The organism is Rhizobium sp. AG207R (assembly GCF_027109195.1).
Classification (GTDB): Bacteria; Pseudomonadota; Alphaproteobacteria; order Rhizobiales; family Rhizobiaceae; genus Rhizobium; species Rhizobium dioscoreae.
This window is the reverse complement of record NZ_JAEPVT010000006.1, coordinates 53,135-75,440: the sequence shown is the minus strand read 5'-3', so window position 1 is coordinate 75,440 and position 22,306 is coordinate 53,135. Positions and strand designations below refer to the sequence as shown.

Here is a 22,306-nt window from a genome sequence, read left to right as displayed (position 1 = left end):
ATTGGAGAAATCCGGGGCCGAAAGGCTCCGGATTTTCTTATTTTATAACCATTGTCTTATTTAAAATTATCCAACGAATTCAATTGGCTGCTTTCGTAACAAAACGAAAGAAACAGTGATTTGGAATGCGATGCCCTGGCGCGTATGTAGATATCAAGCAAGCCCGCTGAATCACATTCGGAGACGAATGTATGTGAGGTGCGTGGCATAGTTAACAGACTGAACCGGCGATAAGGGTAAGCGTCCGAAGATGACCGCCCGGCCTGGATCAGATAGACGAAGGCAGAATTACATGGCAATTGGATTGCTTGGTTTTCAGACCACCATTGCAAACCCTGTGACACTTTCCGGTATTGGCGTTCATTCCGGTGCCAATGTGTCGATCACCTTCTACCCCGCCGAAGCCGGCACCGGTGTCGTTTTTCAGCGTCTGCACGATAATGGCGATGTGACCGAACTGCGCGCCGTTTCCTCGCAGGTCGGCAACACGGATCTCTGCACGGTTCTCGGCTTTTCTCCGGCGCGCTCTGTCGCGACGGTCGAGCACGTCATGGCTGCGATCTACGCGATCGGCCTCGATAACGTCGTCGTCGAGGTGTCCGGTGCGGAAATGCCGATCATGGACGGCAGCTCCTATCCCTTCATCGAGGCGATCGAGCAGGCGGGTGTTGTTTCGCTCGGTGTCAAGCGCCGCTATATCCGCGTTATCAAGCCGGTGCGGATCGAAGCTGGCGGTTCCTGGTGCGAGTTCCGCCCCTATGATGGCACGCGCTTCGAAGTCGAGATCGACTTTGAATGCCCGCTGATCGGCCGTCAGAAGTGGGAAGGCGATCTGACCGCTGAGACCTTCAAGACGGAACTGTCGCGCGCGCGTACCTTCGGCTTCATGCGTGATGTCGAGCCCCTCTGGGCTTCGGGCCATGCGCTGGGTTCGTCGCTGGAGAATTCGGTCGTCATTTCGGACGACAATACCGTCATCAACGTCGAAGGCCTGCGTTATCCCAAGGACGAGTTCGTCCGCCACAAGACGCTCGATGCCGTTGGCGATCTGGCTCTCGCCGGTGCACAATTCATTGGTTGCTATCGCTCCTATCGCGGCGGCCATCGCATGAATGCGAATGCCCTGAAGGCATTGCTCAGCGACGCTTCGGCTTACGAGGTCGTCGAAACCTCGGCACCTCGCCAGCGCGGTCACGGCCGCGAGTTCATTGCGGTCAACGCGCCTGAATTCGCTCCTTGGTCGGCGTGATTTTTTCGGGATCGAAATGAGACAAAGCTGCCGCTCTGATGAAGGGCGGCTCTTTTTTTGACGGACGACTCATCGGGTTTGTCTTCGGTCGCGAAGCGGCGGCAGGATGGTGCGGGCCGATATGAGAAATCCCTGTCAAAACAGTGATTAAAGGCTGCGGATATGCGGTCTTTGCCACAAAAATGCGTTAATGCACCATCAATGCGTTGCCCTGATGGTGTTTTTGCGGCTAGAAACGCCAGCGAGAGAACGCCGTCTCCGCAACGACGGCTATGGGACAGTCATCCGATGGGTTTTGCAAGGTCTGAACGCATGAATATCACAGCACGGGCTTTGCTCGTATCGCTCCTTCTGGCCGGTACCGGTGCGGTGGTGACGGGGTGTAATACGAAAAAGGATATCGACATCACCAAGCTCGGTGTCGAGACCGATCCACCGGAGATGCTCTACAATCAGGGCCTTGCCAACATCAAGGCCGGCAACATGACGGAAGCCGGCAAGAAGTTCGATGCCATCAACCAGCAGCAGCCCTTCTCCGAATGGGCACGCAAGGCATTGGTGATGAGCACCTTCGTGAAGTATCGCACGGGCCGTTATGATGAGGCGGTACAGACCGGCAATACCTATCTCAAGCAATATCCGGGCTCGGAAGATGCCGACTATGTGCAATATCTGGTCGGTTCGTCCTATGCCAAACAGATCGTCGACGTGACGCAGGACCAGCGTGCAGCACAGCAGACGATCGAGGCGATGACCAAGCTCGTCAATACCTATCCGAAGTCGCAATATGTCAGCGACGCTCAGGAAAAGATCCGCTTTGCCCGCGACCAGCTCGCCGGCAAGGAAATGCAGATCGGCCGTTATTATCTGGAGCGCAAGGATTATCTGGCTGCCATCTCCCGCTTCCGCGTGGTGGTGGAGCAGTATCCGACGACGAACCAGATCGAAGAAGCCCTGGCGCGACTCGTCGAAGCTTATTATGCGATGGGTATCGTACCCGAAGCGCAAACGGCAGCTGCCGTTCTCGGCCACAACTATCCGGACAGCCGCTGGTACAAGGATTCCTATCAGCTGCTGCAGAAGGGTGGCGTGGAGCCGAGCGAAAATTCGGGCTCCTGGATTTCCAGAGCGGGCAAGAAACTTCTTCTTGGGACGTGAGATTGAGCGCAGATGCTGATCCAGCTTTCGATCCGCGATATCGTTTTGATCGAGCGGCTGGATCTTGCCTTCGAGTCCGGACTTTCGGTGCTGACCGGCGAGACGGGTGCGGGCAAATCCATCCTGCTTGACAGTCTGTCGCTGGCCCTTGGCGGGCGCGGCGATGGCGGGCTCGTGCGCCATGGCGAGGATCGCGGCCAGGTGACTGCGGTTTTCGATGTCGGTACACAGCATCCGGCCCGCAAGCTCCTGCGCGAAAATGGCATCGACGATGACGGCGATCTGATTTTCCGCCGTGTGCAGTCCGCCGATGGCCGCACCAAGGCCTTTGTCAACGACCAGGCGCTCAGCGTGCAGCTCATGCGCCAGATCGGCCAGCTTCTCGTCGAAATTCACGGTCAGCATGATGACCGAGCGCTCATCGATACCGACGCGCACCGCACCTTGCTGGATGCCTTTGCCGGCCTCGCCGAAGAGACGCAGGAGGTCGGCAGGCTGCACAAAATCTGGCGCGATACCGAGCGCACCTTGAAGAAGCATCGCGAGCAGGTCGAGAAGGCAGCGCGTGAAGCGGACTATCTTCGCGCCTCCGTCGAGGAGCTGGAGAAGCTCTCGCCGCAGGATGGCGAGGAGGATGAGCTGGCTGAGAAGCGCTCGCGGATGATGAAAGCCGAGCGCATCGCCGGCGATATCGCCGAGGCTTCCGAATTCCTCAATGGCAACGCATCGCCCGTGCCGCATATCGCATCGCTGGTGCGCCGATTGGAGCGCAAGAGCCACGAAGCGCCGGGCTTGCTTGAAGATACCGTGGCGCTGCTGGATGCCGCTCTCGATCAGCTGTCCAACGCGCAAATGGAAGTGGAGGCAGCACTCCGCAAAACGGAATATGATCCGCGCGAACTTGAGCGTGTCGAAGAGCGCCTCTTCGCGTTGCGGGGTGCCTCGCGCAAATATTCCGTGCCGGTAACGGAACTGCCAGCCCTGGCCGCACGCATGATTTCGGATCTAGCCGATCTCGACGCCGGCGAAGAGCGACTGGCGCGCCTTGCTGCCGAGCTTTCCGCCGCCAAGGCGGATTATGATGTCGCCGCACGCAATCTGTCGGAGAAACGTCACCATGCCGGCGAGGCTCTGGCCGCAGCCGTCACGGCCGAACTGCCGGCCTTGAAGCTCGAGCGTGCGCGTTTCATGGTGGAGATATCAAGCGATCCAGAAGCTGGGACAGCCGAGGGTATCGACGTTGTCGAATTTCATGTGCAGACCAACCCTGGCACGCGGCCGGGACCGATCACCAAGGTCGCCTCTGGCGGCGAGCTGTCGCGCTTCCTTCTGGCATTGAAGGTTGCGCTTGCCGATCGCGGCTCTGCGCCGACCCTCGTGTTCGACGAAATCGACACTGGTGTCGGCGGCGCGGTCGCGGATGCGATCGGCCAGCGGCTGAAGCGCCTGTCCGATCGCGTGCAGGTGCTGTCGGTCACCCATGCACCGCAGGTCGCTGCCCGCGCTGCAACCCATCTCCTGATCTCCAAGGGACCCGTCGCGGACGGCTCGGAAAAAATTTCCACACGCGTCGCCACCATGGAGCCGAAGGATCGCACCGAGGAAATCGCCCGCATGCTCGCGGGTGCTTCGGTAACCGAAGAGGCGAGGGCGGCTGCCAAGCGCTTGCTGGCCGGTAACGGGTGATCTCTCCTGTGATGTTGTCGGAGCAGATGCCGGTGGCGACTTGCCCGAAGCGGGCATAGCAGCAAGCTCAGCGACTATAGCGCTGAAACGCGCCTGAACCCGTCATCTGCCGTCGGCATCTTGCTTCGGTTTTTCGACGGTCTTGCGTCATATATCCTTCATCGTCCCCGGCTAGGCAGGCCCGGAATCCGGAGACCGTCAATGCACTCAACCACACAACCCAATCGCCCAAAAATCGCAGAAACCGTCATCCACCCGACGGCGAACATAAGGGATTCGAGCATCGGCAGATGCTGTGAGATTTTGGCGGACACATCTCTGCACACTGCCGAACTCGGAGATTTCTCTTACTTGGGGCCGCGCTGCATTGTCGGTGACGCAACGATTGGAAAGTTCTGCGCCATTGCGGCAGAGGTCAGAATTGGCGCTCCCAATCATCCGATGGACCGACCATCCATGCATCGTTTCACCTATTGTCCGGAATATTACGCGGCGAGCGCCGTGCGGGACCACGCCTTTTTCGATCGGCGAAAGGAAGACCGCGCCGTCATCGGCAACGATGTCTGGATTGGTCATGGCGTGATTGTTTTGCCGGGCGTACAGGTTGGAGACGGCGCCGTGCTTGCAGCAGGCGCGGTCGTCAGCAAAGATGTTCAACCATATACTGTCGTCGGTGGTATTCCCGCCAAGTTCATTCGAGAGCGCTTCACTCGAACCATCGCAGAAAGACTGACGTCCATCGCCTGGTGGGATTGGCCTTTCGAAACCATCATGGAGCGGCTTGCCGATTTTCAATCAAGCGACATCGAAGCCTTTTGCGAGCGCTGGTCCTGATCCGCTTTTGACGACTTGGGCGGCCAGCCTTGGCCGTGTCATCTTACGAAATCGGACGGTAGGTTGTGAATGAGTTCCGCCGACGTACGAACTTCTGAGCGACATGCATCAGAGCCGGCATTTGGGATCGATCATGTCCTCCGCGGAGCCGCGGGATTTGTGGGCCTCGTTTATTCTTGCCAGAATATAGAAGCCATGCTGCCCGTTGGGCAATGCAGCGCCAAAGACGCCGACGACCACATTTTCCATATTTGAACGGGCGCCATCGACGCCATCTGCGACGAGCTGCAGCGGGTTCAAATTCGAAAGGTCATCGGCCGTATGGAAAGTTGCCCACCAACCAGCTCGGGTCTTCAAGTCCGTAAACCGGCCGCTTTCAATTTCCGTCGCATGGGCTTTCAAGAGCGCGCGAAAGCGAGGCGTCTCGCACCCCATGTGGATATGAAGCCGATCTTGTGTGCGCCAGCTGGCGGCGTTTATCGCCAGAGCAAAATTCTGTCTCGAAGCCTTCGTTGAGCGCGGATCGATTGCCGATAGCTCTTTCCACGCTTCCTCAAAATAGTTCGGCGCACCCGCGGTCAGAAGGCGTGGGTCTTCGATGCCGGGTACATCGGCGAGCGGTGCAAGGATGGTGCGCTCCTTGTCAGCAGGCTCACGAAGAACAACGTATGAAGACAAAGGGTCCTGCGACTGGACGATCTTGAGGCACGGATATGGCGACCCTGTCAGGGTGGAGTTGATTTCACAGGCTCTGACGACCAGCCCCAAAGCGGAGCGGCTGACGAATGAGCTCATGATCAAGACTGCAACGACGAGGAAAATAGAGAGAACGGTAAGACGGTGCTTCATGCGTGATTTCGAATTTCTGCCAATGATCCAATCACTTCCAGAGATGTGGCTCTCATAATATAGCCTACCTTAAATCCTCTGCGATAGACGCGGAAGAGCCGCTGCCCCAGGAATTGGATAGGGAATTCCATCGGGGCTAACTGGACGCTGATACTTCCCGCATCTGTAACACCAAGGACGACAGATCACGGCGTAAAGTTGTCGTGAGCAGCGCCGCCACCTTTATCGGTCCGGCAATTGAATTGCAGATTTTTCCCTTTGTTTTTACGTGCCCCGAGCTGAAAACCGCTTCGCACTTTTCGCGGAAGTGCTCTAAAACATCTTCGAAATCGGGGAGTGTAGATTCATGAGCACCGAACAGAAGCCCGTCGAGGATTTGACCGAGGAGGAAGCGGCCGCGGCGCTTGCCTATTTGGCTGCGGAGATCGCGCGCAACGACGCGCTTTATCATGGCAAGGATGCGCCGGAGATTTCGGATGCCGAGTATGATGCGCTGAAGCGGCGCAACGACGCGATCGAGGCGCGGTTTCCCGCATTGATTCGCGCCGACAGCCCGTCGCGACGGGTCGGCGCCCCGCCATCTGAGACGTTTGCTCCTGTTGTCCATGCAAGGCCGATGCTCTCGCTCGACAACACGTTCTCACAGGAGGATGTCGAGGATTTCGTCGCCAGCGTCTATCGTTTCCTCGGTCGCTTGCCGGATAATTCGATCGCCTTTACTGCCGAGCCGAAGATCGACGGCCTTTCAATGTCGATCCGTTACGAGAATGGCCGGATGGTCAGTGCGGCGACGCGTGGCGATGGTACGACAGGCGAGAATGTTACGGCCAATATCAGGACCATCAAGGAAATCCCTCAGACTTTGCCGGCAGGCGCTCCCTCCGTCGTCGAAGTGCGGGGTGAGGTCTATATGGCCAAGAGCGATTTCCTGGCGCTCAATGCACAGATGGAGGCCGAGGGCAAGCAGACCTATGTCAATCCCCGCAATACGGCGGCCGGATCGCTGCGTCAGCTCGACGCGAAGGTGACGGCGAGCCGCAAGCTGAAATTCTTCGCCTATGCCTGGGGCGAGATGTCCGACATGCCGGCCGACACACAATACGGCATGGTGCAGACCTTCAAATCCTGGGGCTTTCCCGTCAATCCGCTGATGGAGCGGCTGAGTTCGGTCGCCGACATTCTCGGCCACTACGAGGAGATCGGCCTGCAGCGGCCGGATCTCGATTATGATATCGACGGTGTCGTCTATAAGGTTGATAGCCTGGAATTGCAGGCCCGCCTTGGTTTCCGCTCGCGCTCGCCGCGCTGGGCGACTGCGCATAAATTCCCGGCGGAACAGGCCTTCACGCGTCTGGTCGGCATCGACATCCAGGTCGGCCGCACTGGTGCGCTGACGCCGGTTGCGCGACTGGAGCCGATCACGGTTGGCGGTGTTGTCGTAACCAATGCGACTCTGCACAATGCCGATTACATCAAGGGCATCGGCAACAAGGGCGAGCCGATCCGCGATGGCCGCGATATCCGCGTCGGCGACATGGTAATCGTACAGCGGGCGGGCGATGTCATCCCGCAGATCGTCGACGTTGTGCTCGAGAAGCGGGAGGCGTCGAGCGCGCCTTACGAGTTCCCCAAAGTCTGTCCGGTCTGCGGCAGCCACGCGGTGCGCGATATCAATGAGAAGACCGGGAAGGTCGATGCCGTCACCCGCTGTACCGGCGGCTTTATCTGCCGCGCGCAGGCGACCGAACATCTCAAGCATTTCGTCTCGCGCAACGCCTTCGATATCGAGGGCCTCGGCTCCAAGCAGATCGATTTCTTTTTCGAGAGCGAGGATCCGGCGCTGCAAATAAAGACCGCGCCTGACATCTTCACCCTGGAAAAGCGTCAGCAGGCGTCACTGACGAAGCTTGAGAATATCGAAGGTTTCGGCAAGGTCAGTGTCGGCAAACTTTACGCCGCGATCAACGAGCGGCGCCAGATCGCCCTGCATCGCTTTATCTTCGCGCTTGGCATCCGCCACGTCGGCGAGACGACGGCCAAGCTTCTGGCACGCTCCTACGGCACCTACGAAGCCTTCGAAACAGCGATGAAGGAAGCCGCGCCGCTTGCCGGCGACGCGTGGAACGATCTTAACAATATCGAGGGCATCGGCGAGGTGGTGGCGCGAGCCATCGTTGAATTCTACAAGGAACCGCGCAATACGCAGGTAATCGCGAAGCTTTTGGAGGAGGTTCAGCCTCAAGAAGCGGAGCAGCCGGTGACCTCAGGCAGTCCCGTCGCCGGCAAGACCGTCGTCTTTACCGGTTCGCTGGAAAAGTTCACCCGCGACGAGGCCAAGGCGAAGGCTGAGAGCCTGGGAGCCAAGGTTTCCGGCTCGGTGTCGAAGAAGACCGATATCGTCGTGGCCGGACCGGGTGCCGGCTCCAAGCTCGACAAAGCGCGCGAGTTCAATGTCCAGGTCATGACCGAGGACGAGTGGCTGGATTTGATCGGCTGATGATAGTCGGCGGCGGAATCATATTCGCCGCCGTGTGATTGCTTAGAATCTCAGCCGCGCCATCGTGAACGCATCCACGTATTCGCCATTGCGGAAACCGAAGGCACGTAGACGCCCCTCGGTTTCGAACCCGAATTTCTCGTAGAGGCCGATCGCCCGCGCATTGTCGACATAGACGGTCAATTCCAGACGCTTGATGGCGAGCCAGTTATCGGCGGTATCGATGAGAGCGCCCAACAGCGCGGAACCGACGCCGCAGCCGGTGAAATCGTCGTGCACGCCCATGCCAATGCTAGCGCTGTGAGCCCGCCGGCCGGCAAGGCGGTTCATGCCGGCATTGCCGACGACCTTTCCGTCCACCTCCGCGACGAGGCGTGTGGCGCTGGGATCGTGCTTGTCCAGCCATCGCTGCGTGTCTTCGACGCTTTGAAACGGCAGGCGAAGCGTGCCGGCGCGGAAACCCGGAAGATTGGCGATGATTGCGATTGCCTCGGCATCGGATGGGCGGGTTGCACGGACCGTTACCGGGCCGACCTTGCCTGATCGTCGTTTGGCGGGTTCTTGCTCTTCGAAAGACATGGGCTCTCCTTGATATTGACGAGGAGAGCAAGGAGGCTTCAACCCTGCTCGCCTCGGCAGGGTTGAGATGGATCGCGGTCAGCTCAGCGCAACACGGCTTCCACTCGCCCTGCAAAGGGAGAGGTGGTGTGAAGGTGCATCACGATGGTGCGGTTTGCGATCATGGGCGGATGATCTGACGCGACGCGGAGGTTGTCAATCGCTCCCCGGATAAATCCCTAGATGAAACCGCCGCCGCCCCGCGGCGCGATGGGGTTATTTCGTTTCACATATTACTTGACAGGCAACCATTTGGTTGCCTATAAGCAAAAGAAAGGCAACCAAATGGTTTCATGTCCGTGGATGATGATGATGCAGTCTTCAAGGCGTTGGCGGATGCCAGCCGGCGGCAATTGCTCGACAGGCTCCATGAGCGCAATGGACAGACTCTGAACGCGCTCTGCGAGGATCTGAACATGAGCCGCCAGGCGGTTGCCAAGCATCTCGCCATTCTGGAGGAGGCCAATCTGATCTCCACCGAGAAGCATGGACGCGAGAAGCTGCATTTCATCAACGCCGTCCCGATCAACGGCATCGCTGAACGCTGGATCAACAAGTTCGAACAGCGGCATCTGAATACGCTTTCGGCCTTGAAAAAGGCGCTGGAAGGCGAGGGTGGGCCCTGAGCTCAAGAAGCAATAAAATTCAAACAAGGAGAAATGGCATGACTGGAAGCAAATTCGTCTACGTCACCTTCATCCGCACCACGCCGGAAAAGCTCTGGTCGGCGCTGACCAGGCCGGAATTCATCAAGCAATATTGGTTCGATATGGTCCACGACACCGAGTGGAAGGTTGGATCGCCGTGGAAAATGCTCTTTCCGGATGGCCGGGTTGCCGATGCGGGAGAGATTGCCGAGTTCGATCCGCCTCGGCGGCTCGCGATCAACTGGCGCAACGAGTGGCGCCCGGATCTGAAGGCCGAAGGCTGGTCGCGCTGCGTGATGGAGCTGGAGCCGTCGGACGGTGTGGTGAAGCTGACCGTTGCCCACACGATCGAGGTTGAAAACTCCAAGCTTATCGAGGCGGTCTCCGGTGGCTGGCCGAAGATCCTGTCCAACCTCAAGTCGCTGCTGGAAACCGGAACGGTCGCAATCAACCAGAAGTGAGATGACGCACTGCCTGCATGTGTTCGGACGCCGTTGCTTTGGCGGCGGCGTCCATTGTGTGGATCGCCGCCGTATCGATCGTGAAGCGTTGCACGCGGATATAGGCGTCCCATCTTGCATCGCTCACGGACCATCTTACCTTAGCCAAGCCGCTCTCGCTCCCGGCGGCTGTTGTTAGAGGATGATCGATGCGTTCACCCAAACTCTTTGCCGCCATTGCCGCGTCATTTCTGGCCGTGACCCCAATTTCCGCTTCCGCCGAAATTGTCGGCAAGGTCGGGGTGGACTGGACGGGCAATGATATTCTGGTCGATGCCGTTCCGGACCCCGAAGTCTCGGGCATCACTTGCCATGTGACCTATTTCGATCGCAGCGTGATCGACCGGTTGCGCAAGGGCAACTGGTTCGAAGATCCTTCCAATAATTCCATCGCTTGCCGTCAAACCGGTCCGATCGAGATCGGTGATATCAACCTGTCTCAGAGCGGTGAGGAGGTATTTCGTGCCGGGCTTTCGCTCATCTGGAAGAAGCTGGTTGTCACCCGCATTTACGATAAGAAGAATGACACGCTCGTCTATCTTATCCATTCGCGCCAGCTGACGGATGGCTCTGCCAAGATGGCCATTTCGACGATCCCCTTGTTCGGCCAGCAGGTTACGTGGAAGAATGGCAAGCCGAAATAACGGTATCGACGCACCTCAAAAATAACCCGTAGAAAGATAATACCAAAAAAAGTCATACTCTTGGGTTGTCGAATTCCTTCTAGTTGCTTTCGGTTTGCACCTTTTTGATGCAATTTCGAAGGCGAACAGGGAGGCGACTCTCGCCCCTGTTCACGGCCTGCAAGACCGTGTGATTGGCTACACCCCTGCCAAAACCGGTTGTATAAAAAGCGATCGCCCTGGAGCTTGGCTCCAGGGCGATCTTCTTTGGGTAAGCTAACTTATTGAAATCAGGCTGCCTGTGCCAACTGATCCGCAATGACCGTATCGAGGTTGAGGAAGCAGACCATGGTCTTTTCTAATGCCACGATACCGCGGCAAAAGGCGCGCTGTGCTTCGGGGATGATTTCCGGAGCTGGCTGCAGATCTTCACTTTTGATCGACATCATATCCGAGACCTGTTCGACCAGCAGGCCGACCAGCTTGCCGGCAATATCCGTGACGATGATTGCGGAACGCTCCGAAGGTTCCGTCATCTTCATGCCGAGGCGGCAGGCCATGTCGATGACCGGGATCACGGCGCCGCGCAGGTTGATGAGGCCGAGCACGTAAGACGGCGTATGCGGCATCGGCGTCACAGGAGCCCAGCCACGGATTTCGCGGATGGCCATGATGTCGATGCAGAATTCCTGATCGCCAAGGTGAAAGGAGACGATTTCCAGATAGGTGCCCGATTGCTTGATGGCGTTCGTCATATTCGAGAACTTCCCGTTTGGCATCGCCGCGCAAGCGACGCTCGCGATTGAAGAGAGAGATCGGCTGGAGCGGCTTGGGCAGCGGCAGCGTCCGGTGCTTCGGCGAAAGATACGCTTGGCGTTCCGGCGGGCGTCATGCCCTTCTGGAATAAAGAGGTTTGCCGCGCTTTCGGGCGGCGAGTGAGGTCGAATTCGGCCTTTGCTGCAGATGTTGGCGCGGACTGGTTAGGATTGGTTTAACATGAAAACAGATTTTGTTTCTCCGGCCCAAGAAGAGCGGCGAAATGGAGCGATCAAGGCTTGGAAAACCCCGGAACCACATACTGCGACGATTTCGGCCTCCTCTGAACATCTTCTTGAATTGCGTCCTCCACTTCGAGCCGTTACATCGGCTAGCAGGTCGATTGCACCGTGCTTTCGGCGCAATTGTCCGTATCGGTGAGGAATAGCATTCATGAGAAGCGTGCGGATTGCAGTTTGGGTGGCCGTATTGATCGTGGCCGGACTATTGGGCTGGTTTAGCTTTGGCGGCGGCAAGTCGCCGGAAGTCACGTCATCCGGGCCTTATGGCGTGCCCTTTACCCTCGTATCGCAGAGCGGCCAGCCGATCAGCGAGCAGGCGTTCCGCGGCAAGCCGTCAGCTGTTTTCTTCGGCTATACCCATTGCCCCGATGTCTGCCCGACGACGCTGTTCGAGCTGAATGCCTGGCTGCAGAAAGTGGATCCCGACGGGAGCAAACTCAATGCCTATTTCGTGACTGTTGATCCCGAGCGCGATACGCCCGCCATCATGGACCAATATGTCTCCAACGTATCGAAGCGCATCACCGGAATTTCTGGAGACCCCGCCAAGGTGATGGATATGGTCAAGGGCTTCCGTGTCTATGCCAAGAAAGTGCCGGTCGACGATAAGCAACCGAATGGCGACTATACGATGGATCACACCGCTTCCGTCTTCCTGCTGGATTCGCAGGGCCGCTTTGCTGGAACCATCGCTTATGAGGAGGATCCGGACGTGGCGGTGAAGAAGCTGGAGAACCTGGTCAAGAAGGGATAGGACCTGCATGGGCGAGGGGACTGGTGGACAGGGAAAATCCAGATCCATCCTGATCGCAGGAGCTGGGCCGGTCGGCCTTGCCGCCGCCCTTGAGCTCGCCCGTCGCGGCTTCTCGCCGCGTATCGTCGATGACAGCACAGGTCCGACGCCGCTGCAGGAAAGCCGGGCGCTCGGCGTCAACGCCCGCACGCTGACGCTGCTATCTCCTTCCGGTGTTGCGGAGCGCATCATCGCCGCCGCGCAGCCGATCGAGCAGTTTCGGGTCCGCTCGAATAGGAAGATTCTGATCCGGCTAGATACACGAGAGGTGAAAGGTCGCTTCAGCGCTGTTTGTGCCTTGCCGCAGGGAAGTACGGAGCGTGAGCTGATGGAGGCGCTTTCGGCCTACGGCATCGCGCCTGAATGGCAGACGACAGTGATTGCGGAGGTCATATCGGACCCTCAAAAGCCGGAGCTCACGCTGCGGAGTGCAGATGGCACGTCGGAAACGGTGCGGCCTGACATATTGATCGGCGCCGACGGCGCCCATTCGGCAGTGCGCAAGGCATTAGGTGCCGGCTTCCCGGGCGAGGCGCTGGAGGCTTATTTCTATCTTGCCGATTTTCGCTATGCGGAGCCGGTCGACACGCATTTTGCCGAGATATCGCTCTTCGATCCTGGCATGGTCGGGCGCCTGCCTGTTACGACCGACATCATTCGCTATATCTCGACGCTGGAGGATTTCGAAAGCCGCATCGCTCATCCGGCCGCCATTGCCGAAAAGACATGGGCCTCGCAGTTTCGCATCCACTTTCGGCATGTCGAGCCGATGGCCAAGGGCAATGTCTTTCTTGCCGGCGACGCCGCGCATATCCATTCGCCGGCCGGCGCTCGCGGTATGAATCTCGGCATCGAAGATGCCTGCTGGCTTGCCTGGCTCATTGCGGAAGGCCGCGAACAGGAGTATTCGGCCTTGAGAGTTCCCGCCGTGAAGCAGGTTTTGAAACAGACCTATGGCTTGACGCGATTGGTGACGATGCAAAGCCCGCTGGCAGTTGCGGCGCGTAATTTCCTTGCGCCGCTATTGCTGCGCTTTGGCCCGGTCCGCCGGCAATTGCTTCGGGGTGTGGCCGGCTATGACACGCCGAAACCGCCCTGGATCGACTGGGCTGAATAAGAACGAGAAAGAGCGACGAGTTGAGTGAAATCCGCCTTTATGTGACGACGACCGAGAAGAAGGCCGGTCAGGTTCTGGACCTGATGACGCCGGTGTTCGAAGACGAAGAATTGCCGATCGCAACGACGGAGATCGATGAAAAGAACGATGTCTGGGAAGCGTCGATCTATCTCTATGCCGCAGATGAGGATGGGGTCCGCGGACGTTTCGAAGCGCTCCTGAAGCCTGCCTTTGCTGATCTCGTCATTCAAAAGGAAGTGCTTCCCGATATCGATTGGATCGCCAAGTCGCTGGAAGGATTGAAGCCGGTGCGTGCAGGCCGTTTCCTCGTGCACGGTTCGCATGATCGCGACAAGGTCGGGCCTAGTGACATCGCCATCGAAATCGAAGCCGGGCAGGCCTTCGGCACCGGTCACCATGGGACGACTGCGGGCTGCCTGGAGACGATCGAGAAGGTTGTCGCGAGTCGCCGCGTGCGCAATGCGCTCGATCTCGGAACGGGCAGCGGCGTGCTGGCGATCGCCGTTCGCAAGCTGCGCAACATTCCGGTTCTGGCAACAGACATCGATCCGATTGCCGTCCGCGTTGCGAAGGAAAATGTCCGCAGCAACGGCATCGCCTCGGGTGTCACGCTGGAGACGGCACCGGGATTCCATTCCACGGCCTTTTCCCGTCATGGGCCGTTCGACCTGATCATCGCCAATATTCTGGCGCGCCCGCTCATCAAGATGGCGCCGCAGCTTGTGGCGCATCTGGCACCGGGCGGTTCGGTCATCCTGTCGGGTATCCTTGCCGAGCAGCGCTGGAAGGTTCTCGCCGCCTATAATGGCGCAAACCTGCGCCATGTGCGCACGATCTGGCGCAACGGCTGGGTCACCATCCATCTCGACCGGCCCTAAGCCGGTCACTTCCCGCATCAACAATCGCAAATAAAAAAGGCGGTGCCGAGGCACCGCCTTCAGATCGGTTTTCACCGATCTTGCCCGCGAGCGTGTGGAGGAGGAGTGCTCAAGCGGGCTCTAAGCGTTCTGATCACAATCCGAGAGGGAGGAGGAGAACCGGATTGCGATCGACTTCGAACGCGTAGATCGTAAACTTCTTAACGGCGACCGCCGCGGCTGGCGCCGATTGCCTTTGCGGTTTCGACTTCGAGCTGACGAAGCGAGCCGACGGAGTGGCGTACGGTGCGACGCTCGCCAGCCAGCGCCGGGCTAACATATGCGGAGCGAGAGATAGGCATTGTCATAAGTCCTTGGTTTTGAGCTGGTTCTTCGTGAACCCCGTTTGATGCGGCGGATATAGCGACTCGCCCGCCGACGTGGCAGGGGGGAAGCTTCATGGGAGCTATGCATGATATGCATGTTTCGCGCCGTGAAGTTGTCATATTCGAACTGGCATGCTCACGAAATGGGCGGATTCGTTAACGGCCGCAGTTGGGATAGACTGCTCTTATGTGGTGAGATGTGCCTGTAATCACGCATATCGTCTCAGGGATCGAAAATCACGTCGCACTTCCGATTGTGATGCTCTAACATACTGGCAATATTCGGTTTCACGGAATCTCCACCAGTCTCGGATCAGCTCATGTTTCAGTCTTTCGACGTCACTTCCACCCCGCAATTCGGTCGCGAGCGTGTCGCCGGTTTGCGCGCTGCCTTCGGCGATCTCGGCATTGACGGCTTCCTGGTGCCGCGAGCCGACGAGTATCAAGGCGAGTACGTGCCCAAATGCTCGGAGCGTCTCGCATGGCTCACGGGCTTTACAGGATCGGCGGGTGTTGCGCTTATCACACACTCTCAGGCCGTGGTCTTTGTGGATGGCCGGTATGTGACGCAGCTTGCCGAACAGGTGGACCGCAGCGTCTTTACTGGCGGCGATCTGGTGAATGAGCCGCCGCATGTCTGGCTGCCGCGTCATGCGAAGAAGGGCTTCCGGCTTGGTATCGATCCATGGCTGCATACGGGTGCGGAAGTGCGCCGGCTGGAAAAGGCGCTGGCTGAGATCGACGGCAAGCTCGTCTTCCTGCCCCATAATCCGCTCGACAAGCTCTGGACGGACCGGCCGGCCGAGCCGTTGGGCAATGTTATCATTCAGGACATCGCTCAGGCCGGCATTCTCGCCAAGGACAAGCTTGCAACGATTGCAAGCGGCCTCAAGGAAAAGAATCTCAAGGCGGCGCTGATTACCGATCCGTCTTCTGTCGCCTGGATCTTCAATATCCGCGGCAGCGACGTGCCGCACACGCCGCATCCTCTGGCCCGCGCCATCATCTATGCGGAAGGAGAAGCGGCGCTTTTCCTCGACAAGCGCAAGACCAAGGTCGAGGCTGAAGCTTATCTCGCGCAGATCTGCAAGCAGCTGCCGCCTTCGGAACTCGTCAAGCGCCTGGCCGCTGCGGCTGCAAACGGCGGGCGAATCCTAGTCGACCCGGATCTCGCTTCCTATGCCTTGACCGATATCATCCGTCGTGAAGGTGGAGAGGTCGTCGAGGGCAGTGATCCCGCCAAGCTGCCACGTGCCTGCAAGAATGCCGCCGAAATCAACGGATCGGCCGCGGCGCACCTGCAGGATGGGGCTGCGATGGTCGAGTTTCTTTACTGGCTGGAGACAAGCAAGCCGGGAACAGTGACCGAAATCGCCGCGGCAGAAAGGCTGGAAGCCTGCCGTGCCCGCGTCGGCGAAAGCATGCAGAACCCGCTCAAGGACATCTCCTTTGATACGATCTCCGGTGCCGGCGAGCACGCGGCCATCATGCATTACCGCGTGACGACGGCGAGTGACCGGCTGATCCAGGCAGGCGAGTTGTTCCTCATCGATTCAGGCGCGCAATATATCAACGGTACGACCGACATCACCCGCACCGTTGGCATCGGTGCCGTATCGGAAGAGCACAAGCGTCTCTTCACGCTGGTCCTGAAGGGAATGATTGCCATCAGCACAGCGCGCTTCCCGAAGGGTACGCGCGGTTGCGATCTCGATCCGCTGGCACGGATCGCGCTCTGGAAGGCGGGCGTCGATTTCGCGCATGGCACCGGCCACGGCGTCGGTTCCTATCTCTCCGTCCATGAAGGCCCGCAGCGCATTGCGCGCCTCGCCGTGCAGGAACTGCTTCCCGGCATGATCCTATCCAATGAACCCGGCTATTATCGTCCTGGTCACTTCGGCATTCGCATCGAAAACCTGATCTATATCCGTGAGCCGGAGGAGATCGAGGGTGGTGACATGCCGATGTTGGGCTTCGAGACTTTGACCTTCTGCCCCATCGATCGCAGTCTGGTGCTGGTGGAACTGCTGACACACGAGGAGCTGCATTGGCTGAACGAGTATCACGCCCGGACGCGCGAAGCGCTGATGCCGCTGATCCATGATCATGACGTACGGGCGTGGCTGGAAAATGCCACGCTCGCGCTCAGCCATTGAGAAATATGGACCTCATCCGATCTCGAAAGGGATGGGGTCCGTCTCAAGCGCCTATGGAATGGCGCCATGCCATGACAACGATCCATCCGGCGACCAGCATATAGGTCGATGGATAGCGCAGGCCGACAAGAAGGGCTGCGAGCATCGCCACCTTCGTATCCCAGCCGCCTATGAAGAAGGCGGGGGCGACGAGGGTCGTGAGTACGGCGGCGGGCACGGCATTGAGCGCGGCTTCGACGCGTGGCGGAATGCGGGTCATCTTGACGATCAGGATATAGCCGCCGATGCGCGTCAGGAAGGTCACCACCGCTGCGGCCGCAATCAGCAGAACCATATGCGAATTGAAATCGAACATGGTCAGACCTCGTGGCTTTCGTGCGCGATATCAGGCTTGCGATTCGCTTTGACCGGCGGCAGCATTGCGGCAAGCGCGACGCCCGCCAATGCGCCAATGCTGACATGCCAGGGCGAGCCGACATAGCGATGGGCGATGGCTGATGCTACGGCACTGACCGCCACGACAGGCAGGAAGTTGTCGCGCGTACGGAAGCCCATGACGATGCCGAGGAAATAGACCGGCAGCAGAATGTCGAGGCCGATGGCCTTGGGATCGCCGATGAAACTGCCGAGAAGACCGCCGATCAGGCTCACAACCACCCAAGGGATATAGATCACCGCCGCAAAGCCAATGTACCAGGCGAAAGTCACCGGCTTGCCGCTTTCATGGCGCTTGATCGTCTCGGCAAATTGCGGATCGACCAGCAGGAAGAAGGTGAAGAATTTCTCCACTGCGGAAAAGTGCCTGATGTAGCGAGCGATCGCCGCCGAATAGAGCACATGGCGGAAGTTCACGGCGAGGATCGACAGCACGATGAGCCAAGCCTGAACACTGTGGCCGAAGAGGTCGATGCCCACCATTTGGCTGGCGCCGGCATAGACGGTACTGCTCATCAGGGTTAGTTCGCCAAGGGACATGCCCTGATCGCGCGCCAGCGCGCCGAAAAGGGCGCCAAAGGGTGCAGCAGCGAGGCCGACGGGAATGCCGCCCTTCAAGCCTTCAAGAAATTCCGCGCGACTCATGGTCCGCTTTGTCCTTTGTGGGAAATCCGGCGCTCTCGCCAAGATGTCGTGTCGAGGGCGGGCATTCCGCATGGAAGCAACGATGGTTGCACCCTTGCGCATTTGCTGCCGCGCGGTTCAATGGCCGGAGGTGTAAGCCGTGCCTTTAGAGCCAGCAATTGAATTTCCTTGATGGATCAATTGATTTCCTTGATCCAGTACTTGGAGCCGCTCGCAAAAATGGGAGATGGAAAGATGAAGAAGATCACTTTTGCGAAGGAGGAGAAGGCAGCCATGGTCGCCCGCCTTCAGCGCTATTTCGCCGACGAGCTGGATCAGACGCTCGGCTCGTTGCCGGCCGAATTCCTGCTCGACTTCTTCACCGCAGAGATCGGGCCTTACTACTACAATCAGGGCTTGCGGGATGCCCATGCGGCATTGATGAGCAAGATGGAGGATTTCGGCGAAGCGATCTATCTTTTGGAGAAGGAGCCGGCCAAGAGCTGAGGGCGGTTCACTTTTTCGGCTGGAACGTATGCTCAATAGCCGGGAAAGTGCGAGCCTTCACCTCTTCGGCATAGGTTTCCGCGGCTTTCGAGATCATGGGCGCCAGCTCTGCGAAATGCTTGACGAAGCGCGGCTTGAAATCGTTGAACAGGCCGAGCATGTCGTCGGAAACGAGGATCTGGCCATCGCAGGCGGCAGATGCACCAATGCCGATGGTGGGAATGGCAACGGCGGCGGTAATCTCGCGGGCGAGCGGCTCGATTGTGCCTTCGATCACCATTGCGAAGGCGCCGGCCTCCGAGATCGCCTTGGCGTCACGCCGGATCTTGTCTGCTTCCTTGTCCGAGCGGCCAAGAGAGCGATAGCCGCCGGTCGTATTCACCTGCTGCGGCATCAGGCCGACATGGCCGAAGACCGGAATACCGCGAGAGGTCAGGAAGGCCACGGTTTCAGCCATTTCCTCGCCACCCTCCAGCTTCACGCCATCGCAGCCGGTTTCCTTCAGGATGCGCGCGGCACTGCGGAATGCCTGCTCCTTCGATTCCTGATAGGAGCCGAAAGGCAGGTCGACGGTAACGCAGGCATGATTGGCGCCACGCATGACGGCCTTGCCGTGGGCGATCATCATCTCCAGCGTGACGCCGACGGTCGTTTCCATGCCGTAGAGTACCATGCCGAGGGAATCGCCCACGAGAAGCAGGTCGCAATGCGGATCGAGCAGGCGGGCGATCGGTGTCGTATAGGCCGTCAGGCTGACGATCGGGCGCGTGCCCTTCATCGCCTCGATGGCGGCGGGCGTTATGCGCTTGGCATGTCCGACAGTGCTCATCTCAGGCGGCCTTTTCGTTGTTTGATGGCTTGCGGCCGATGACCCGGTTGTCTAGCAGACGAGTGGTACCGATGCGGACGAACAAGGCAATGAGGATTGGCTGCCCCTGCAGTTTGCTCAATGGTTCCAGCGTTTCAGGATGGCGAACGGCGGCGACTTCCACGGTCGCGAGCGGCTCCTTTTCGATGAAAGCGCGCAGCGCCTCTTCGAGTGCGGCGGGGTCATTCACCCCGAGATCATATAGTCGCTCGGCTTCCGCCAATGCCTTGGGAACGATAACCGCGGCGGCACGCTCTTCCTTCGACAGGTAGACATTGCGCGAGGAGAGGGCCAGGCCATCCGCATCGCGAACGGTCGGCACCGGTACGACCCGGACGGGCTGGGCCAGATCCTCGACCATGCGGCGGATGATCGTTACTTGCTGATAATCCTTCTCGCCGAAATAGGCACTATCCGGCTGGACGATGTTGAAGAGCTTGGTGACGACGGTGGCAACCCCGGCGAAATGGCCCGGGCGAACCGCGCCTTCCAGCTCCGCGCCAAGTTTCGGCACATCGACCACAGTTTGCATCGGACGCGGATACATATCTGCAACACCAGGTGCGAAGAGATAGTCGACACCGGCATCGCACAACATGGCGCTGTCGCGTTCGAGATCGCGCGGATATTTCGCCAGATCCTCATTGGCGCCGAACTGCAGCGGATTGACGAAAATGGAGGTGACGACGACGTCGTTCTCGGCCTTAGCGCGGGAGACGAGTTCCATGTGGCCGGCATGCAGGTAGCCCATGGTAGGCACCAGGCCGATGCGCCTGCCGGCTTTGCGGTGTTCGCCAAGCCGTTCGCGTAGAGCGGCTATCGTGTGAACGATCTCCATCGTGGCACTCCTCCCCAAGCAATTCGTTTCCGCATTGCCCGTTTCCATCCCTAAAAATTGCCGGGACTTCTAACGTGTGCAGTGCAGAAAGGCAATTCGCTCGCGGCCGGCCAACCAAGGCGATATAATCTCCGCTATCCCGCTCCAAACAAAATCGCTCTCCCAAGTGGTGCCTGCGAGAGCGAAAGCGAGATAATGCTGTCTTGCGTAGCTAGACCGAGCGCATCAGGCCGCCGTCGACCTTGAGATTCTGACCGGTGATGTAGCCGGCGCCGTCTGAGGCGAGGAAGGCGACGGTGGCGGCGATCTCTGCGCTGGTGCCGTAGCGCCGCATCGGCACGCTGTCGCGGCGTTCTTCGGTCGCCGGCAGGCTGTCGATCCAGCCGGGTAGGACGTTATTCATCCGCACATTGTCGGCGGCGTAGGTGTCGGCGAAAATCTTCGTATAGGAGGCAAGGCCAGCCCGGAATACCCCCGAGGTCGGGAACATTGGCGATGGCTCGAATGCCCATGCCGTGGAGATGTTGATGATCGCGCCGGTTTTCTGCTTCTGCATGATGGGGGCGATGAGGCGTGTCGGACGGATGACGTTCATGAGATAGACATCGAGGCCGGTGTGCCATTGCTCGTCGGTAATCTCGAGGAGCGGGGCGCGCGGGCCGTGGCCGGCGCTGTTGACGAGCACATCGATGCGCGCCCATTTTTCCATCGTCGCATCGACCAGGCGCTTGAGATCGTCGTTAGATTGGTTGGAGCCGGTAACGCCGATACCGCCAAGCTCCTGAGCCAGCGCCTCACCCTTTCCGGAGGAGGAGAGGATGGCGACATGGAAGCCATCGGCCGCAAGGCGCCTAGCGCTTGCAGCGCCCATGCCGCTGCCGCCGGCAGTGATCACAGCCACTTTTTCTATCGACATGGGTCCTTCCTCCTTCATCTCGTTCCACTGGAACCGATTGCTTCGAAACTACCGATGAAATATCATTACCCTCGCGCGAGAGCGAAGCAGATAAATTCCCGTTTGCCAGTAGAAAAACTATCGCATGAATGGTTCGCCCGGTAAACTTCCCTCTCTGAATGGCCTAAAGGCATTCGAAGTGGCTGCACGCCATCACAGCTTCAAGCTGGCGGCCGAGGAGCTGGGGGTTACGCAAGGAGCGGTGGCTCAACAGGTGAGAGGGCTGGAAGCCGAGCTGGGCGTAAAGCTGTTCGAGCGGATGCCGCGGTCTTTGGTGCTAACGGGCGAGGGGCGGGGCTATATCGCCGATATCAGGCGCGCTTTCGAAATCATCGCTCAAGCGACCAGCGACCTCGAGCCGCAACCCGTAAGGCTAACCATCAGCACCACGCCGACATTCGCATCGAAATGGCTGATCCCACGCCTGCCGGATTTTACGGCTCGTCATCCCGATCTCGATCTTCATATCCTCGCCACGGACCGTATGTCGGGCTTTCAAGCGGATGGAGTGGATCTTGCCGTTCGATATGGGCGACCGCCTTTCGGGCCGGGGTTGGCGACCGAACTGCTTTTCGAGCAAGAGATCATCGCCGTTTGCAGCCCGACGCTGCTGCATCACCGAAAGTCACCGAAGACGGCGGAAGAACTCGCCGACTACGCGCTTCTCCATGACGCCCATAATTCCTGGCCAGAATTTATCGACAAGCATTTCGGGCGGGCAGTCCACGCCTCCTATAAAGGGATCAGCTTCAACCAGACATCGCATGCGATCGAAGCGGCCATTGCGGGGCAGGGAATCGTCCTCGCCAACCGCGATTTCGTGGCGCGAGATATGGTGGAAGGCCGTCTGACGCAGGTTATCCAGGGGTCGCTAAGCGGTCCATCCGACTTCTATCTCGTCTGGCCGCGCTATCGCAAATCCGCAGCGCTTGAGACGGTGATCGACTGGATGAGGGGAGAAGCGAGCAGGTAATAGTGGATACTGCTCGGTGGTGCGACCGTGGAAGTTTTCATCGCTGGAAGGCCGCCG

At 58.8% G+C, this 22,306-nt stretch carries 24 protein-coding genes; 14 read left to right on the top strand and 10 right to left on the bottom strand.

Annotated elements, in window-relative coordinates; genetic code table 11:
• Nucleotides 1-292: 292 nt before the first annotated feature.
• From lpxC to JJQ51_RS15320, 4 genes are all read left to right on the top strand, one after another.
• On the top strand, nt 293-1,249 hold the full coding sequence (gene lpxC / locus JJQ51_RS15335) for a UDP-3-O-acyl-N-acetylglucosamine deacetylase (protein ID WP_069612526.1): 957 nt from the start codon (nt 293-295) through the stop codon (nt 1,247-1,249).
• A gap of 288 nt (nt 1,250-1,537) precedes the next feature.
• Complete coding sequence (locus JJQ51_RS15330) at nt 1,538-2,407, top strand: outer membrane protein assembly factor BamD (RefSeq protein ID WP_173002438.1); 870 nt, start codon at nt 1,538-1,540, stop codon at nt 2,405-2,407.
• Nucleotides 2,408-2,419: 12 nt separating this feature from the next.
• Complete coding sequence (gene recN, locus JJQ51_RS15325) at nt 2,420-4,093, top strand: DNA repair protein RecN (RefSeq protein WP_152096108.1); 1,674 nt, start codon at nt 2,420-2,422, stop codon at nt 4,091-4,093.
• Between the two features lie 201 nt (nt 4,094-4,294).
• Nucleotides 4,295-4,927: a DapH/DapD/GlmU-related protein gene (locus tag JJQ51_RS15320; protein ID WP_113351970.1), complete on the top strand. Its 633-nt coding sequence runs from the start codon at nt 4,295-4,297 to the stop codon at nt 4,925-4,927.
• A gap of 108 nt (nt 4,928-5,035) precedes the next feature.
• Here the strand turns inward: JJQ51_RS15320 and JJQ51_RS15315 are convergent, their stop codons facing one another.
• A complete protein-coding gene (locus JJQ51_RS15315; RefSeq protein WP_246661088.1) occupies nt 5,036-5,695 on the bottom strand; it encodes a CDP-diacylglycerol diphosphatase in 660 nt (219 codons plus the stop codon).
• Between the two features lie 427 nt (nt 5,696-6,122).
• Here JJQ51_RS15315 and ligA point away from each other — a divergent pair, with 427 nt between their 5' ends.
• Entirely contained in the window at nt 6,123-8,273 is a 2,151-nt protein-coding gene (gene ligA / locus JJQ51_RS15310; protein ID WP_113351972.1) for an NAD-dependent DNA ligase LigA, read from the top strand.
• Between the two features lie 42 nt (nt 8,274-8,315).
• Here ligA and JJQ51_RS15305 read toward each other — a convergent pair whose 3' ends face one another.
• On the bottom strand, nt 8,316-8,852 hold the full coding sequence (locus JJQ51_RS15305; RefSeq protein ID WP_113332920.1) for a GNAT family N-acetyltransferase: 537 nt from the start codon (nt 8,850-8,852) through the stop codon (nt 8,316-8,318).
• Between the two features lie 332 nt (nt 8,853-9,184).
• Between JJQ51_RS15305 and JJQ51_RS15300 the strand changes: the two genes are divergently transcribed.
• The gene (locus tag JJQ51_RS15300) at nt 9,185-9,517 is read left to right on the top strand and encodes an ArsR/SmtB family transcription factor (protein WP_113351974.1); all 333 of its coding nucleotides are present in this window, start codon (nt 9,185-9,187) and stop codon (nt 9,515-9,517) included.
• Nucleotides 9,518-9,555: 38 nt separating this feature from the next.
• Complete coding sequence (locus JJQ51_RS15295) at nt 9,556-9,999, top strand: SRPBCC family protein (protein ID WP_113351975.1); 444 nt, start codon at nt 9,556-9,558, stop codon at nt 9,997-9,999.
• Here JJQ51_RS15295 and JJQ51_RS15290 read toward each other — a convergent pair.
• Nucleotides 9,986-10,126, bottom strand: coding sequence for a hypothetical protein (locus JJQ51_RS15290; RefSeq protein WP_162748794.1), 141 nt, complete (start codon nt 10,124-10,126; stop codon nt 9,986-9,988). The two genes, JJQ51_RS15295 and JJQ51_RS15290, sit on opposite strands and share 14 nt — an antisense overlap.
• 61 nt (nt 10,127-10,187) lie before the next feature.
• On the opposite strand from JJQ51_RS15290, the gene JJQ51_RS15285 reads away from it, so the two are divergent.
• Nucleotides 10,188-10,682, top strand: coding sequence for a CreA family protein (locus JJQ51_RS15285; protein WP_113332922.1), 495 nt, complete (start codon nt 10,188-10,190; stop codon nt 10,680-10,682).
• 269 nt (nt 10,683-10,951) lie between these two features.
• On the opposite strand, the gene JJQ51_RS15280 is transcribed toward JJQ51_RS15285, so the two are convergent.
• On the bottom strand, nt 10,952-11,416 hold the full coding sequence (locus tag JJQ51_RS15280) for a chemotaxis protein CheW (protein ID WP_269244859.1): 465 nt from the start codon (nt 11,414-11,416) through the stop codon (nt 10,952-10,954).
• A 454-nt stretch (nt 11,417-11,870) separates the two neighbouring features.
• Here JJQ51_RS15280 and JJQ51_RS15275 point away from each other — a divergent pair, with 454 nt between their 5' ends.
• Genes JJQ51_RS15275 through JJQ51_RS15265 form a run of 3 tightly spaced genes read left to right on the top strand, consistent with a single transcriptional unit; the run spans nt 11,871 to nt 14,528 of the window.
• On the top strand, nt 11,871-12,473 hold the full coding sequence (locus tag JJQ51_RS15275) for an SCO family protein (protein ID WP_113332923.1): 603 nt from the start codon (nt 11,871-11,873) through the stop codon (nt 12,471-12,473).
• A 7-nt stretch (nt 12,474-12,480) separates the two neighbouring features.
• On the top strand, nt 12,481-13,629 hold the full coding sequence (locus JJQ51_RS15270) for an FAD-dependent oxidoreductase (protein WP_113332924.1): 1,149 nt from the start codon (nt 12,481-12,483) through the stop codon (nt 13,627-13,629).
• A gap of 20 nt (nt 13,630-13,649) precedes the next feature.
• Nucleotides 13,650-14,528 (top strand): 50S ribosomal protein L11 methyltransferase, encoded by an 879-nt coding sequence (locus JJQ51_RS15265; RefSeq protein WP_113332925.1) that lies wholly within the window; start codon nt 13,650-13,652, stop codon nt 14,526-14,528.
• Nucleotides 14,529-14,728: 200 nt separating this feature from the next.
• Here JJQ51_RS15265 and JJQ51_RS15260 read toward each other — a convergent pair whose 3' ends face one another.
• Nucleotides 14,729-14,869, bottom strand: coding sequence for a hypothetical protein (locus tag JJQ51_RS15260; protein WP_162711788.1), 141 nt, complete (start codon nt 14,867-14,869; stop codon nt 14,729-14,731).
• Nucleotides 14,870-15,213: 344 nt separating this feature from the next.
• Here JJQ51_RS15260 and JJQ51_RS15255 point away from each other — a divergent pair, with 344 nt between their 5' ends.
• Nucleotides 15,214-17,049, top strand: a complete 1,836-nt coding sequence (locus JJQ51_RS15255; protein ID WP_269244858.1) for an aminopeptidase P family protein — start codon at nt 15,214-15,216, stop codon at nt 17,047-17,049.
• A gap of 43 nt (nt 17,050-17,092) precedes the next feature.
• On the opposite strand, the gene JJQ51_RS15250 is transcribed toward JJQ51_RS15255, so the two are convergent.
• Nucleotides 17,093-17,404 carry an AzlD family protein gene (locus JJQ51_RS15250; RefSeq protein WP_113332927.1) on the bottom strand — a complete coding sequence of 104 codons (312 nt, stop codon included), beginning with the start codon at nt 17,402-17,404 and terminating at the stop codon, nt 17,093-17,095.
• Nucleotides 17,405-17,406: 2 nt separating this feature from the next.
• Complete coding sequence (locus JJQ51_RS15245) at nt 17,407-18,129, bottom strand: AzlC family ABC transporter permease (protein ID WP_269244857.1); 723 nt, start codon at nt 18,127-18,129, stop codon at nt 17,407-17,409.
• Nucleotides 18,130-18,363: 234 nt separating this feature from the next.
• Between JJQ51_RS15245 and JJQ51_RS15240 the strand changes: the two genes are divergently transcribed.
• A complete protein-coding gene (locus tag JJQ51_RS15240; RefSeq protein WP_145316753.1) occupies nt 18,364-18,615 on the top strand; it encodes a DUF2164 domain-containing protein in 252 nt (83 codons plus the stop codon).
• A gap of 7 nt (nt 18,616-18,622) precedes the next feature.
• On the opposite strand, the gene panB is transcribed toward JJQ51_RS15240, so the two are convergent.
• The 3 genes from panB to JJQ51_RS15225 form a co-directional block, all read right to left on the bottom strand.
• The gene (gene panB / locus JJQ51_RS15235; protein ID WP_269244856.1) at nt 18,623-19,444 is read right to left on the bottom strand and encodes a 3-methyl-2-oxobutanoate hydroxymethyltransferase; all 822 of its coding nucleotides are present in this window, start codon (nt 19,442-19,444) and stop codon (nt 18,623-18,625) included.
• A 1-nt stretch (nt 19,445) separates the two neighbouring features.
• On the bottom strand, nt 19,446-20,321 hold the full coding sequence (panC, locus tag JJQ51_RS15230) for a pantoate--beta-alanine ligase (RefSeq protein WP_269244855.1): 876 nt from the start codon (nt 20,319-20,321) through the stop codon (nt 19,446-19,448).
• Between the two features lie 211 nt (nt 20,322-20,532).
• Complete coding sequence (locus tag JJQ51_RS15225) at nt 20,533-21,237, bottom strand: SDR family oxidoreductase (RefSeq protein WP_152092659.1); 705 nt, start codon at nt 21,235-21,237, stop codon at nt 20,533-20,535.
• Between the two features lie 124 nt (nt 21,238-21,361).
• Between JJQ51_RS15225 and gcvA the strand changes: the two genes are divergently transcribed.
• Nucleotides 21,362-22,249, top strand: a complete 888-nt coding sequence (gcvA, locus tag JJQ51_RS15220) for a transcriptional regulator GcvA (protein ID WP_145632619.1) — start codon at nt 21,362-21,364, stop codon at nt 22,247-22,249.
• Nucleotides 22,250-22,306 lie beyond the last annotated feature (57 nt).

Excerpts from the sequence above, each read along its gene's own strand:
- JJQ51_RS15255 (WP_269244858.1), top strand. The coding sequence starts at position 15,214 with ATGTTTCAGTCTTTCGACGTCACTTCCACCCCGCAATTCGGTCGCGAG.
- JJQ51_RS15250 (WP_113332927.1), bottom strand. The coding sequence starts at position 17,404 with ATGTTCGATTTCAATTCGCATATGGTTCTGCTGATTGCGGCCGCAGCG.
- JJQ51_RS15300 (WP_113351974.1), top strand. The coding sequence starts at position 9,185 with ATGTCCGTGGATGATGATGATGCAGTCTTCAAGGCGTTGGCGGATGCC.
- JJQ51_RS15305 (WP_113332920.1), bottom strand. The coding sequence starts at position 8,852 with ATGTCTTTCGAAGAGCAAGAACCCGCCAAACGACGATCAGGCAAGGTC.
- panC (WP_269244855.1), bottom strand. The coding sequence starts at position 20,321 with ATGGAGATCGTTCACACGATAGCCGCTCTACGCGAACGGCTTGGCGAA.
- JJQ51_RS15280 (WP_269244859.1), bottom strand. The coding sequence starts at position 11,416 with ATGACGAACGCCATCAAGCAATCGGGCACCTATCTGGAAATCGTCTCC.
- JJQ51_RS15330 (WP_173002438.1), top strand. The coding sequence starts at position 1,538 with ATGGGTTTTGCAAGGTCTGAACGCATGAATATCACAGCACGGGCTTTG.
- ligA (WP_113351972.1), top strand. The coding sequence starts at position 6,123 with ATGAGCACCGAACAGAAGCCCGTCGAGGATTTGACCGAGGAGGAAGCG.
- panB (WP_269244856.1), bottom strand. The coding sequence starts at position 19,444 with ATGAGCACTGTCGGACATGCCAAGCGCATAACGCCCGCCGCCATCGAG.
- gcvA (WP_145632619.1), top strand. The coding sequence starts at position 21,362 with ATGAATGGTTCGCCCGGTAAACTTCCCTCTCTGAATGGCCTAAAGGCA.
- JJQ51_RS15225 (WP_152092659.1), bottom strand. The coding sequence starts at position 21,237 with ATGTCGATAGAAAAAGTGGCTGTGATCACTGCCGGCGGCAGCGGCATG.
- JJQ51_RS15245 (WP_269244857.1), bottom strand. The coding sequence starts at position 18,129 with ATGAGTCGCGCGGAATTTCTTGAAGGCTTGAAGGGCGGCATTCCCGTC.
- JJQ51_RS15270 (WP_113332924.1), top strand. The coding sequence starts at position 12,481 with ATGGGCGAGGGGACTGGTGGACAGGGAAAATCCAGATCCATCCTGATC.
- JJQ51_RS15295 (WP_113351975.1), top strand. The coding sequence starts at position 9,556 with ATGACTGGAAGCAAATTCGTCTACGTCACCTTCATCCGCACCACGCCG.
- lpxC (WP_069612526.1), top strand. The coding sequence starts at position 293 with ATGGCAATTGGATTGCTTGGTTTTCAGACCACCATTGCAAACCCTGTG.
- JJQ51_RS15320 (WP_113351970.1), top strand. The coding sequence starts at position 4,295 with ATGCACTCAACCACACAACCCAATCGCCCAAAAATCGCAGAAACCGTC.
- recN (WP_152096108.1), top strand. The coding sequence starts at position 2,420 with ATGCTGATCCAGCTTTCGATCCGCGATATCGTTTTGATCGAGCGGCTG.
- JJQ51_RS15240 (WP_145316753.1), top strand. The coding sequence starts at position 18,364 with ATGAAGAAGATCACTTTTGCGAAGGAGGAGAAGGCAGCCATGGTCGCC.
- JJQ51_RS15285 (WP_113332922.1), top strand. The coding sequence starts at position 10,188 with ATGCGTTCACCCAAACTCTTTGCCGCCATTGCCGCGTCATTTCTGGCC.
- JJQ51_RS15260 (WP_162711788.1), bottom strand. The coding sequence starts at position 14,869 with ATGCCTATCTCTCGCTCCGCATATGTTAGCCCGGCGCTGGCTGGCGAG.
- JJQ51_RS15275 (WP_113332923.1), top strand. The coding sequence starts at position 11,871 with ATGAGAAGCGTGCGGATTGCAGTTTGGGTGGCCGTATTGATCGTGGCC.